Here is a 13212-nt window from a genome sequence, read left to right as displayed (position 1 = left end):
GGTTGTCGCTCTCATTTCGGCTGCCCACGCTGGTCGTGTGGCTCTCTCGTGGCCTGCGCGGCTCGGGCGTCGCTCCAGGGCGGGGAGAGGCTCAAGAGGGGTTTGCTCGGCTCGAAGTAGCGTTGCCCTCCCGGCTCGACAACCCAGGTGGATCGAGCAACGGGAGGACACTTGACTGTCACATCGGGTCGTGTGGTCATCGGGATGGACCCGCACAAGCGCTCGGCGACGATTGAGGTGATGGCCGGCGACGAGACGGTCGTCGGCGGCGGCCGGTTCGACACCGACCGGGACGGCTACACGGCGATGAGGAAGTACGCCGGCCGGTGGCCGCACCGGGTCTGGGCGATCGAGGGCTGCCAGGGCATCGGTCGGCACATCGCCACACGGCTGCTGGCCGATGGCGAGCAGGTCGTCGACGTCCCGCCGAAGTTGTCCGCCCGGGCGCGGGTGTTCGCCACCGGGCAGGGCCGCAAGACCGACGCCACCGACGCCCATTCCATCGCGCTGGTCGGCACCCGCATGGCCGGGCTGCGGCCGGTGGTCAACGATGAGCAGCTGGCCCTGCTGCGGATTCTGGTCGACCGGCGTCGCTCCCTCGGCGCCGACCACACCCGGATGGTCTCCCAGCTGCACCAACTGCTGCTCGAACTCATCCCGGGTGGGGCGAAGAAGAGCCTGTCCGCCGCCCAAGCCAAAGCACTGCTGGCCACGGTCCGGCCCCGCGACGCGGTCGGCAAGGCCCGACGGCGGGTCGCCGCGGAGCTGATCGCCGACCTCGAACGCATCTACCGGCGCGCCAAGGAAGCCGACAAGGAACTGAAGGACCTGGTGGCTTCCACCGGCACCACGTTGATGGACCTGCACGGCATCGGACCCTCCGGCGCCGCCCGGCTGCTGGTCGAGGTCGGCGACATCACCCGGTTCCCGAACCGGGCCCACTTCGCCTCCTGGAACGGCACCGCCCCCATCGACGCCTCCTCCGGCGAGCAGGTACGACACCGGCTCTCCCGCGCCGGCAACCGGCAGATCAACCGAGTGCTGCACATCATGGCCACCGTCCAGCTACGCAACCCCACCGAAGGACGCGCCTACTTCGACCGCAAGAAGACCTCCGGCAAGACATCCATGGAAGCGATGCGCGCGCTGAAACGACGCCTGTCCGACATCATCTACCGCAGCATGACCAACGACGCGGTGGCCACAGCGGCAGGCCCGGGAGGACAACGGGGAACGACAACTGGCTCCAACGTGACCGGCTCTCATCCCCCAGCCGGCTCTTCGGAGAAGTCACTTCCCGGACCCGCCACCACCCAGGATAGAACTCTCCTCCCGGCGGTGTCTTGACACAGAGGGGAGCCACGACCGGGACGGCTTCGGTGCTGCGGTCGGTTACTCAGCGCGCCGCCGGTCGGTGGCAGAAGCGCCGGTCTCGTCGTTCATATCTCGAAGAGCGTCTCTTGCTGCGGCGGGTCGAGGAGATTCCGTAGCGCGATGATGTTCCGGCGCCATTGCTCTCCTTTCGAGACGTCGTTCCATTCGATGGCACGCCAGGAAGACGCTGCGAGGACGTTATCGAGGGCGTCGATGGCCAGCCCCTTCAGCCGAGTTCGGCAACTGCGGCATCGGCGTGGACGGGCCGTAGATGGGACAGGTCGCTTCGCCTCCCGGGCATTGCGCAGCGATGAGGACAGCTGCGGCTACGGCCTTCGGGATATGCCACACGTCGACGTCATCGTCGGCCGTGACCACACGGTCGAGCACCCTGCCGACCATCTCGATGCGTGCGTCCTCCGTCACGGCGTCCAGGTCGCCGGCGAAGTCCGCGGCGTCGTCGTTGTCGAAGGGGCCGACATCCCAGAAGCCCAAAGCCGTCACCCCCAACTGACACTTTCGCGATCTTCGGCCAGCTCGATGCTGGTCGTCAACCCGCACGCTTCTCGGCTACGAGCCATGAGCGTGCGCCGGTGATTGCAAATCAGATGCCCACACCACACCACCGCCACCACTGGCCACTACCCCCACCCCATGGTGCAGCCCCCGACCCGCCAAGCCGTGAACCCAGGTCAACGCCCACCGACCACACCCGCAGCGACAGCAGCCAAGAAGATCCACACCAATGGCCACAGTGGACGGAAACCGACGCCCTGCCGACGCACACCTCCACCTCGATCCAGACCAGGCGACACGCAAACGCACTGGTCGGCACGCACGAGCACAAACCGCCACTCAGACGGCACGCGAACTTTGGAGCACCAACGGAGCACCGAGCTCCCACATGCTGGAAGATCGCGGCACATAGCGGGAAAGAGTCAAGGCCGCAACCAACGTTTCTGCTGGTCACGGCCTTGATCGCGTGGCGCGCCCGAAGGGACTCGAACCCCTAACCTTCTGATCCGTAGCGAACATCCGAGCACCATCGGAGCACCATGCGGGCCGCGATATCCCTCGGATCTGAGCGCCGAGGGTTCTGGCGATGTCGACAATTAGGTAGCACGCACGCTCCCCAATGACCGCCTTCATCTCCCGCTTCACTCGGACCGAGGCGGGACCGCTGGCGCCACCCACAGACCTTGGCGCGGTGATCCGCGCTTCGATGACAGCGGGAGCGGGCGGCCGAGTGCGGCGATGTTAGTCGTCTTCGGGGTCGGCGAACCGTAGTTCGGCCGCCGCCTCCGCCATGGCGGAGTCGTCGAAGTCCGGTAGCGCCCGTTCCGGCAGGTGCAGGTCGGCGTCCGGGTCGATGCCCTCTGAGCTGCCGATCAGGTCCAGTAGGAATTCCTCGGCACCGCGCAGCAGTACGGGGTCCTCCGTCCAGAAGCCGAACTCGAGGCTGCGTCGTGACGACGCCGTGAAGTTCGCTGACCCGATCCAGAGTCGCTTCGGGGTGAAGGCGGTGACGTCGGCCGGCCCGAAGTCGTCTTCGTCGTGTTCCCAGAGGCGGCCGAGTAGCGCCAGCTTGGCGTGGAGGATCGGTGGCATGGACCCGTTGGCGCCCACGCCCTTGCGGAAGCCGATCGTCCGCACGGTCGGGATCATCTCGTCGCCGGGCGGCAGCGACCACCCGGGTCCGATCATCGGGGGCTCACCGTCGACCAGTGAGGTCAGTTGCTCCAGCGGGGGGAAATAGCACACCGGGAGACCGGGCGCGCGGGTGTTGAGGTCGGCCAGGCGGCGAAGCTTGTAGGGCAGATCCGGCGGCTGCACCTTCTTGTCCCGGGCCTGCTTGCTGACCACCACGCAGGCAGCCTGCAGCCTGGCGAGTTCGTCGAGCAGTTCCGGGTCGTCCATCCACATCGCGCAGCCCAGCAACGTCGCCCCAGGCCCATGGTGTTGGTCCCACCGCTGCTGCCGGTGCTCTCGGAAGTCCCGGATCCCTGTACCAGGCCAGCCAGCACGTCCCGACCGAAGAAGGCCTGATTTCCGGCCGGGCCGACGTCGAGCGCACGGTCGTACCACTGCCTGAATTCCGGCTGCGCTTCCTCGTCCCCCATGAAAGCAGGTTAGAACCTTCGCGCCTGCGGCCCGACCGCCGCCGGGTCAGGAGGCGTTGGCGGCGGTCTTCCGTGGCGTCGGTCAGCGGGTCTTCTTCGTCGCTCGCTTGCGAGGCGGGGTCAGCAGGTCGGCGATCGCGGCGATGGCGGACGGCACGAGCCGGTAGTAGGCCCAGACGCCGCGCTTGTCACGCTCGAGCAGGCCGGCCTCGGTGAGGATCCGCAGGTGGTGGCTAACGGTCGGCTGGGAGAGTCCGAGGGGCGCGGTGAGGTCACTGACCGACGCCTCTCCCTGCGGGGCCGACTGGATCAGGCTGAGCAGTCGCAGCCGGGCCGGGTCGGCGAACGCCTTCAGCACTCCCGCGAGCCGTTCGGCAACGGCGCGGTCGATCGGCTCGCCGGCGAGGGGCGAGATGGCGGGCGTCGCACTCTTCACAGTTCCCACGTCGTGCATCGTTGCAGCTGACACCGTCGATCGGCTGGTGAACGAGGGCAGGATCACCGTGAGTTCGTGTAGGCACCCACCGCTTCTGCCGTCTCGGCATGATGATCTATGGATCGAGGGAGGTGTCGTGCGTGCCCGGGTCGGGTGATGTGGTGGTCGTCGGGGGTGGGCAGGCGGGCCTGGCTGCCGGTTACTACCTGCGCAGCGCCGATCTGGATTACGTCATCCTCGACGCCCAGCCGCAGCCGGGTGGCGCGTGGCGGCATGGCTGAGAGTCGTTGCGGTTGTTCTCCCCTGCGGAGTACAGCCCGCTGCCGGGGTGGGGCATGCCGCGGCAGGAGGGTGAGGAGTTCCCGACCGCCGGGCACGTCGTGGACTATCTGCGGGGCCTACGAGCAGCGCTACGACCTTCCGGTGCTCCGGCCGGTCCGGGCTCAGAAGGTGCGGCGAGCCAGGGAGCGCCTGGCGGTGCAGACCGGCGCCGGGGAGTGGCTAGCCCGGTACGTCATTTCGGCCACCGGGACGTGGGAGTGCCCTACGTGCCCGACATCCCGGGGCCGTGCGGAGTTCGCCGGCCGGCAGCTGCACACGGTGCACCACACCTCGGGATCAGGGGCCACTGGTTCTACGTCATCTGCACGGGTTGAGCCGTCCCCTGGATGAGTGGCCCGGACCTCGTTGCGCAGGGTCCGGACCGCTCCACATCCTCGCTGTGGTCAGGCTTTGACTGCGGTGTTGTTGTGGGCAGCGCGGGATGCGGCGATCAGTGACGCGCCGAGGTTCGCCGCTTTCTGAGGGGTGAGCCGGATCGTCGTGCGGTCCCAGAAGCCCGACAGCAGCGATGCGGCCAGGTTCCGGACCGCGTTGTGGTTCATCCCGTCGAGCTTGGTCATGTCGGTGGGGCGCTGTTCCGGGTTGTCGATGGCCAGCGTCACTGATGGCGGCTCGTCGTACCCGTCGGGAGAGTTGAACGCCTGAAGGTCGACCGTCGCCACCTTGATGTCGTTGGCACATTCGTGGTGCTGGCCGTACACGGCGGCCACGTGCCGGTCGTGCAGGCGGACGCCGTCTTCGGTAAGGCACTCCCCACCGCACCACACCGGGCACTGCGGCTCGGCCGGCTTGGCGGGTGGAAGCAGGTAGCCGGCGTGCGACCACATCGCGAAGTCCACCATCGCGTCCAGCACCTGCTCCTCGGTGCAGTTCAACCGCACAGCCTGCTCAGCGACGCTCAGACCCTGCTGGGTAAGTCGCTCGGCGACCACGCCGCGGAACACGCTGATCTTCTGCTCGGCCGTCAGGCCCTCGTCGTGGACCACCAGATCGGCCACGGTCTGGTCGAGGCTCGGCCGGTATGGCCTCGGCGCTGGACCGGCCAATCCGGCCTCGACCAGCTGGTTGTCCGTATCGCGCGCCATGGCCACAACTCGTCCGACCGCCGTCCGCACCTGCTCAGCCTCGTCCAGCGTGAGCCGCAACGCCGCCGTCGCGCCCTCGATCACGAACTTCACCACCGGCTCGACCGCGTCGGCGTGCTGCTCCAAGTCGACCTCCAGCCCCGGCGGCCGGTACGTCCCATCGCTGCACGACTCGCCGGCAGTACTCACTGAGCTGTGTAGCGACAACAGCACAGGCGGCGAGTCGTCTGGCCAGTGGATGCGATCCTCGAGATGGTCGCCGTCCTGGTGCGTCGCGACACACCAGGAAGGACACGCCCGCCTCAGCCAGTACGGCCGGTGCGATCGGCGGGCTTCCATGACCGCCTTCCTAATGGAGGTGGCGAGGTAGCCGGCGTCGGCCAGACTGAGCGGATCCGGAGCGGACACGACCAACTCCGCTGGGGTGTTCTCCTCGGGCTGGTCAAGGTGCTCCAGTGAGAAGATCTCCACCGCCATCCCGCCGACCTCACCCTTATGGGTCTGCATCACCATCCGGGAGTGCCCCCGGGCCCGGTCGCCCGGACTACCCAACTCCTCCTCGGCATGGACCTTGACACACCATGGCGGGCAACCGCCGAGGTGGGCCGTGATGTTCGAGCTCACGATCTGGTTCAACAGAACGACCATATCGATAGGTTCACACGTGGCTATTGTGGGAGGACGGACACCGTGTCCACCAAGCTGGCAGCGCGGTAACCGGAACCGGTGCTCAACGGGGCGTTGTGGTTTGAGAATCGGGCATTGCGATGCGCGGGGTGGGTGGTAAGCCTCCCCGTCCTCCCGATCGGCGGTCGCGCTGTGCCGCGTGTGCCAGAGTCTCGGTCCAGTATGCGTGTAATGACCGGCCGTGTGCGGGCCCCCTCGGCCGTTCACACCTCAGCGTGCAGCCGTCTTGCGCCCGGGATGGTCCTCCAGGATCTGTCGAGCGAGGTGTACGGGCGCGGGTCGGGCTGTCCGCCCGTCCCAGGCCAGCGAATGCCCACACAGCCGCGCGCTGAGCGCCGCGAGGTGTTGGCGTTCGAAGGCGCCGTGTTCGAGGAGAAGGAATTCGGTGCAGGTCATCGCGTGCCAGGGTGTGCGTAGTTCTCTTACTTCCGCGAGGTCAAATCGTGTCTGACGGTGGCCAGCTCTGACGCTGGATTGGAACGCTTTGTCGCTACGCGAGCGGTTGATGAGGTAGTAGGTGTCCTGGTGCGCGCCGGGAAGGTGGTAGAGCCGTTCGGTGGCTGGGACTGCACCGTCGTCGACGTTTACCCGCTTTCCGGTTGCCCTGACAGGTTGTGGCAGCTTGCCGTCTGATGCCGTGTTGACCCTGACCAGTGAGATGTCGGCTGGGTTGATCATTCCGAGGTGGGGCAGCGCATCGAGCTGTCCGTTACCCAGGTTTTTGTTGGTGGTGCCGGACCACAGTGGGTACCGGTTGGAGCCGTCGATGTAGATGATCATCGGGATGTCGTCGTAGCGGGTGCGGAGCTGGTGCAGGGCCCGTTCTGTGTAGGCCCGCGCCAGTGCTGTGCGGGTGGTGGGGTTCGGGTCGTTGAACTGGCTCAGGTCGGTGGCGTGATGTGCGGCGATGGCGGTGGGGAGGTCGTTCCAGCCGTGGGCGTCGGGGTGGTAGCCGAGCATGTGCCAGGGTGTGTCGGTTCCGTCGCTAATGAGGGCGGAGAGGCTGATCATGCGGGTGGCGGGTTGGTTCTGTTCGCGGGTGTAGAGACCGACGACGACGCATGGCTGCGGCTGCAGGGGGCGCGAGAACACCCGGGTGGGTGTGGTGGCGGTGAGTCCCGCTGCCCGGAGGAGGTCTCGTACGGCGGCATTGGCGGGGTGGTCGACGGCGTCAGGCTTGGGCGTTGACGCTGGATCGATGAACTGGCTGACGGTGCCGTGGGCGGCCAGGGCGCGGCGAAGCTGTGGCTTGGGGTCTTCGGCGGGCTTGGCTGCGGCGAGTTCTTTGTTGCTCTCGGCGAGTACGAGGTGCAGGGCGTCCGGGGTCCTGGTGGAGATGATCTGCTCGGCGAGGGTGTTCCGGAGGTGCGTGGGTCCGGGAGCGACCAGCATGTCGGTCTTGGCGCTGTCGAAGGTGATGGTGAGCGCGCCGTCGAGGAAGGTGCTCCCTGCGGTTGTGAGGCTGTTCTCGGGGAGGTTGAGTACTTCGGTGAGCGCCTGGGCGGACCGGTGGCGCTGTAGGTCGTCCTGGTAGACGACGCTGATGTGGATCGGCCGTGCTGCCGCGTTGACGGCCGAGGCGAGTTTCGCGTGCCGGTCGGGGTCGCCGGGGGCGTCGATGTTGCGTATGGGTGTGGTTTCCAGGACGAGCGACTCCGTGTTGAGCCTGGCGGTGGCGTGCTCGAGCACGCAGTCGAGGAATCGGCGGCCCGGTCCGGAGCCGATGGGGTGCCTGTCGGGTCTGGTGGCGTGCCGGGCGCGGATGCGGGGGTGGGTCGCGAGGAGGTCATCTGCGGTGAAGTCGGCGGGCACACCGCGGATGCTGAAGGAGTCGACGAGTTGGGGAAGGAGCCCGGTGATCACGTTTCGGTTGGTGGGCCGGTCGTAGCGGTGTCTGGCGGTGAGCAGCATGCCGGTGTCGTCGGTGGCGATCCAGAGGCTCTTGGCGTTGCCGGGGAAGCCGGTGGTGGCGCTGATGTGGGCGTCGAGGTTGAGCAGGATACCGGGGTAGCCGGGGACGGTGATGGGTTCGAGACTGATGTAATGGATGCCTTGTTCGGCCCTGGGGTGCGTCTCGGGAAGCGGGCGGTTGAAGGCGACGAGGTTGCCGTCGATGTCGGGACGGAGAAGCAGGTCCGTACCGTCGGGCAGCTTGAGCGCACCTCGGAGGAGCTCGATAGTGCGCCAGGTGGCGACGTCGAAGACCCAGTTCGGGATGTCGGCGTGTGTCACCGTGCCCGCCTGGAGGTACTTGGCGATGTGAATCGTGCGTGGCTTGGTACGGCGTAGCAGTGGGCCGAGGAGGTCTTCGAATGGTGCGCCGTGCCTGGCCACGAGGTCTCGTTCGAAGGCGGCGAAGAGCCGGCTGATGATGGCGGTGTCGATCTTCTTGCGCATCAGGAGCAGCGTGCCGGGGCCGTCGGGATCCTTGCAGATGGTGGCGTAGTCGCTGGACACGTAGCGCAAGCCGAGGCTCAGATCCCTGTACGGCAGGTTCTTCGGGTGGCGGGTGTATCGGCGGTTCAGGTCCTGCCAGGTGTCGTTGACCTCGCTGCCGAGGGTGTAGCCGTGGATCTTCTCCGCCATCGCTTCGGTGTAGGGAAAGGCCAGGGTGCGCATCAGGGGTTCCTGTCGTTGATGCCGGCAAACGTGAAGAACGCGTCGATGGTGGTGCCGTAGATGGAGCGGACCTGGTCCAGTTGGTTGTCGTCGCGCCATCGCTGGTGGAGGTTGCGGATGAGGGAGGCGAAGTCGCTGCCCGGTGCGGCGCCTCCTCGGTGGAAGGCGTTGTCGACCAGGTGAAGAGTTGTGTTGGTGCCGCCACGCCTTGCGCGCCCGGCGAGTTGGATCAGGTCGGCCAGGACGTCGGCGAAGATCGCGGTTCGCACGTCGGGGGGCAGGCGCCCGAAGGCGGGGTTGGACCTGTTGATGAGCTCCAGATGTTTAGCGGCGATGCGGTGGCGTTCGTCGAGTTCCTTGCGCGGGTCCTCGCCGGGGTGCCGGTTGCGGCGGGCGTGGGCACCGGTGTGGGCAACCAGTGCGGATGGTTCGTCGATGAGCTTGATGGGCCGGACGCATACCCAGATGGAGTCGAGCGCGGACCGGTGGCCGACGACGATGTTGAGCCCGCGGGCAACCCGTGCGAAAGGTGAGATCAGCACGTCCCTGCCCGTGCCCGGGAAGGTCCGCAGCCGGCTGGCGGGGATGGCGAGTACGTCGTCGGGGATTTGCAGGCCGCGGCGGTCACCGGCGGGGACGGCGACGGCGATGCGGGTGCGGTGGGCTCCCCCGGCGATCAGGCCGCGGCAGAGGGCGAGCATCTGGTCGTAGGAGTTCGTGACGAGCAGGACCCGGGCACGGGCTTGGCGTTCGGCGTCCCGGTGGTCGTGCAGGTCCCGCAGTCTCTGTTCGAGGATTTGGTCCCAGAGGCCGGATCCGATGCCTTCGAGTAGTTGGGCCTTGCGGTTGCGGGCTGCTCCGGAGATGACGATCCCGCGGTTGGTCGTGTGGTCGTTGACGGACGCGTTGCTGACGGTCAGCCTGCCAGTGCCAATGCCGGCGTTGTCGGGGTAGTAGCAGGCGACGTCGGCATGGACGTGGTTGGTGGGGGAACCGGGTAGGTAGGCGGTCGCGGAGAGTCCGACGATGACTCTGGGCGCGCCCGTGAGCGCGGGAGCCGTGGTGATTCCGAGGTCTGCGGTGTAGGCGTGCGGGTCGCCGGAGAGGATCTCTGCGGTGAACTGCCGGTCGGAGCGGCTCTCCGGGTCGCCGGTGACGGCGAATCCGAAGACCGTTCGGCCGATCGGTCCTTCGGGTGTTGCCTGCCAGGAGGGAGCTCGGTCCAGCGCGGCTTCGACGTCGTCGGCGAGCCGCATGCCGCTGTCGCGCATCAGCGGCAGTAGGGCTTCCAGTTCGGCGAGCCCTTGCTGGAGTTCGCCGAGGAACGCCCTACGTAGGAGAAGGTGGGCGGTCTGGATCTGCCACGCCGAAGCGGTGGGGTCTGCCGGATCGTCGTCCTTCCCGGTCTGACGGCCGCAGTCCGTTTCGTCCAGGTCGGCGTCGGCGTCCGGTTCGCCCTCGTCGGTGGTGGGCGTGGTGATCGTTTGGATCGCGCTGACGATGCCTTGGCTTCTTTTGTGGATCAGGTCGGATTCCGGTTCGTCGGCGACGACGAGGCGCAGTTCCTTGCGTAGGTCCGCCCAGCCGGCGGGTAGTGCGTCAGGGTCGGGTTCGTTCTGGGTGAACAGGGATTTGAACCTGTCGAGTTGGTCGTCGCTGGGGCGGTCTTCGAGTTCGTTGAGGCCGAAGAGGCGGCAGGCGAGGAGGTTGTCCCATCGGCGTGGCAGGTGCAGCCTGGCCTGTTTGGGGCCGAGTGGGTCCTGCGGGTCGATGAACCCGTTGACGACGGCGGCCAGGTAGCGCTCGGAGAGGAACTCGACCCGGTGGATGGCCCGCTGGAAGGCGAGTTCGAGTTCGCCCGGCACGTTGTCGGATTCGACCTGTTCCTTGCGCTGGTCGTCGAGCTTCTCCAGGAGCAGCTTCTGTGTGTCACGACGGGCCAGGACGAGGGTGCGGCCGGACTGAGTGACCGCATGTCCCTGGAAGGCGTCGACCTCGTCGACAAGGACGATGTCGGCGCGCCGCAGCAGCAGCTCCTGCGCGCTCATCCGTCCGTGGAGTGTGCCGTTCGTGATGACGGGAAACGGCACCGAGCCCTGCTGGAAGTAGGCGTGGTTGGTGACAATGATTTTGGCTGGGCCGGCGGCTTGCCGCCATGGCGCCCACTTCTCGCAGGCTCCGATCAGAGGGCATCGGTGGCGGCCTTCGACGCCGGGTTCGTGCAGATCCGTGCAGGGTTCCTGGCCGGGCTGCCATGCGGCGCCTTCTTCGTCGCTCAGCATGCAGGAGTAGCCGAGCTCCTGCCAGGTCCACCTGGCACCGGCCGGATCCTCCGGTGCGTCGTTGGTGCGCTGGACGGCCACCTCGATGAGCCGTCTGTGGGACATGAGTGCGACGACGGGGATGTCGAGGTTCAGCGCCGCGAGGTCACTGCGGATGGCCGCGACAAGATCCAGCGTGCTCTCGACGTCAGGGGTGAGCAGGACAACGGTGCGGCGGCCTCCTCTGTGGCTGGCGAGGTGGGTGGCGGCGACGCGCATCCAGACGCTCTTGCCGGAACCAGTGGGAGCGATCATGAGCTGGAGGGGCCCTGCCGCGAGCTTCAGCCGGTCGAGGGGTTGGCCCTGTGGCGTCCGCAGCTTTCGTGAGAATCCGTCCAGGACCTCCGCCAGGCGGAAGGGATCGTCACCGCGCTTCTTGTCGATCAGTTCGGCGGTGGCGTGCATGTCCGCGAGGTCGGCCACCACCTCGGCTGGCGCGGTGGCGTCCAGAACCGGGACGGGCGGGTAGGGCATCGGCGCCCGCGGGATGAGGTAGGTGTTGCGCCGGAACTCGTCGCGGCTGGGGCCGGCGAGGAAGACCGAGGAGCTGTAGCGCCTGTCGGCCAGCGCCTCTGGGGGGACGCGCAGCGGGGATGAGGCATCCTCCAGCTCCTGCAGCGCGGCTGTGATCAGATCATCGACCGGCACACCGTCGATCACCTGCAGGAAGTCTCCGGCCTCCAGGTAGCGGGGCGACCGGTTGTTGCGCAGGTGCTCGTCGAGGCTGACGCGCAGGCCACCTTCTGTGGCCAGGCGGCGAGGGCGCAGATGGATGAGGCGGTCGATCGCATGTCGTTGCGTGGCGGTGAGGCCGTCGCGCCAGAGGCTCCACACCCCGAGCTGGCCGGAGAGGAGGAACCGCGCGTCGCGGGGGTCGACCGCGGGCGCGCCTTCCCAGGTCTCGGTGGGGAAGAGCTGTTCGGCCAGGCCGAGCGCCAGACGCAGCGACGGTCCGATGAGGAACCGGTTGACGGTTCTGTGGAAACGCGAACGGTTGCTCATCCGGCTGCAGCCCTCTTCACCTCGGTGAGGAATCGGTGAGACGTCGTGGCGAACCGGCGCCGTGATCCGGTGGCAAGGCGCAGCCGTTCGTTGAGGACCGCCACATGGCCCGCCCGGTAGTCGGGGACGACGATCAACAGGTCGGATTCGCCGATGCTGCCCCGCCTCAGCAGCTCGTTGGCCAGCCGCGCGGGGTCGGTGTAGTCCTTGACATCGACCCGCCAGGGCCGCCGTCGTCCTGGTGCCCTCACTTCCAGGTCGTACCGGTCGACGTGCGGCCACAGTCTCGCGGTGACGCCCGGCATCATCTCGAGTTCGCGGTGCAGGCGGACCTCCTCACAACCGGGGATGGTCGAGTACCGCCAAGCCGGCCGGACGAGGCACACCTGGCCCTTGACCGGAACCGCTGTGGTGACCTGTGGTCCGCCTAACTGCGCGGCACGCTCGACGTTCCACGCGCCGGCCGCCGGTTTACGGCCCTTCGCCGCCTTCACGGTGATCGAACCGCCGAGAGCCTTCGTGTGCGGCGGGTAGGCACAGGCAAGCCGACCGAGTTGGTACCGCATCGGGTACCGGCACACGGGGCACCCGAACCAGTAGTGCTCCCCCTCGTGCGCCACCCACGCCCACGCGGGGATCTCCTCGACCAGGCCCTCGCGGGGCAGCCCTGCGGCCTTGATCGCGTCGATCACCTCCGACATCTCCCCCGCCGCGTGGTCGATGACGGTCCGTCGTGCCCGCCGGTATCCCTCCTCCGTGCCCGTCGCCAGCATCTGTCCGTAGAGCCAGCCCTGTACCTTCTCCGCGCTCAGGCGCGGCACCGACCAGCCGACGACATCGGAGGCCGTCATCGACGGCGCGAGGTTCTCCATCAGCAGGTCAGCGGCAGCAGCACTCAGCTGTCCGTCCTCCACCAACAAGACCTCGTCGCACGCTTCACTCAGTGGGGCCGGCAGAAGCCCGGACAGCGGGCCGGTCAACAGGTCGGTGAAGGCCACCAGGGGCAGCAGAGGTTCACCGTGCGCCAGGTGCGCCAAGGCGACCCGCCCGTGCAGTTCAGCCACCTGCCGCCAGCGCTCGCCGGGCGGTCCCGGCGACGTCCAGATACTGGCGGCCTGCGTCACCGTGGTCACGACTGTGTCCCGGCCGAACCTGGTCAGATCCGCCGTCATGCGTCCCCTTCCTCCCCGGCCGCTCATCCTGGGCGACCCGCAGCGCAGCAACTG

At 67.6% G+C, this 13212-nt stretch carries 9 protein-coding genes; 2 read left to right on the top strand and 7 right to left on the bottom strand.

The features are described 5' to 3' along the window. The first annotated feature begins 171 nt into the window (after positions 1-171). Positions 172-1347: an IS110 family RNA-guided transposase gene (locus CLT74_RS02060; protein ID WP_486581908.1), complete on the top strand. Its 1176-nt coding sequence runs from the start codon at positions 172-174 to the stop codon at positions 1345-1347. A 225-nt stretch (positions 1348-1572) separates the two neighbouring features. On the opposite strand, the gene CLT74_RS02055 is transcribed toward CLT74_RS02060, so the two are convergent. From CLT74_RS02055 to CLT74_RS02045, 3 genes are all read right to left on the bottom strand, one after another. Beyond that, positions 1573-1878 carry a DUF4259 domain-containing protein gene (locus tag CLT74_RS02055; protein WP_158240171.1) on the bottom strand — a complete coding sequence of 102 codons (306 nt, stop codon included), beginning with the start codon at positions 1876-1878 and terminating at the stop codon, positions 1573-1575. A 753-nt stretch (positions 1879-2631) separates the two neighbouring features. Next, complete coding sequence (locus tag CLT74_RS02050; protein ID WP_099845023.1) at positions 2632-3297, bottom strand: hypothetical protein; 666 nt, start codon at positions 3295-3297, stop codon at positions 2632-2634. A gap of 279 nt (positions 3298-3576) precedes the next feature. After that, positions 3577-3948, bottom strand: coding sequence for a metalloregulator ArsR/SmtB family transcription factor (locus CLT74_RS02045; protein WP_099845022.1), 372 nt, complete (start codon positions 3946-3948; stop codon positions 3577-3579). A gap of 122 nt (positions 3949-4070) precedes the next feature. Here CLT74_RS02045 and CLT74_RS30615 point away from each other — a divergent pair, with 122 nt between their 5' ends. Then, positions 4071-4211, top strand: coding sequence for an FAD-dependent oxidoreductase (locus CLT74_RS30615; protein ID WP_199172051.1), 141 nt, complete (start codon positions 4071-4073; stop codon positions 4209-4211). A 444-nt stretch (positions 4212-4655) separates the two neighbouring features. Here the strand turns inward: CLT74_RS30615 and CLT74_RS30085 are convergent, their stop codons facing one another. The 4 genes from CLT74_RS30085 to CLT74_RS02020 all read right to left on the bottom strand — a co-directional run bounded on the left by CLT74_RS30085 (position 4656) and on the right by CLT74_RS02020 (position 13158). Further along, positions 4656-5696 carry a DUF6907 domain-containing protein gene (locus CLT74_RS30085; RefSeq protein ID WP_486582686.1) on the bottom strand — a complete coding sequence of 347 codons (1041 nt, stop codon included), beginning with the start codon at positions 5694-5696 and terminating at the stop codon, positions 4656-4658. A 558-nt stretch (positions 5697-6254) separates the two neighbouring features. Further along, positions 6255-8663 (bottom strand): RNaseH domain-containing protein, encoded by a 2409-nt coding sequence (locus CLT74_RS02030; RefSeq protein WP_143697014.1) that lies wholly within the window; start codon positions 8661-8663, stop codon positions 6255-6257. Beyond that, positions 8663-11986 (bottom strand): hypothetical protein, encoded by a 3324-nt coding sequence (locus tag CLT74_RS02025; protein WP_099845019.1) that lies wholly within the window; start codon positions 11984-11986, stop codon positions 8663-8665. The genes CLT74_RS02030 and CLT74_RS02025 overlap by 1 nt, the downstream gene beginning before the upstream one ends. Next, the gene (locus CLT74_RS02020) at positions 11983-13158 is read right to left on the bottom strand and encodes a restriction endonuclease-related protein (protein WP_099845018.1); all 1176 of its coding nucleotides are present in this window, start codon (positions 13156-13158) and stop codon (positions 11983-11985) included. Before CLT74_RS02020 ends, CLT74_RS02025 begins: the two co-directional genes overlap by 4 nt. Between the last annotated feature and the right edge of the window lie 54 nt (positions 13159-13212).

Source organism: Verrucosispora sp. CNZ293 (assembly GCF_002754655.1).
Note: the sequence above shows the minus strand (reverse complement) of the source record. Positions and strands in the feature narration are given on the sequence as shown.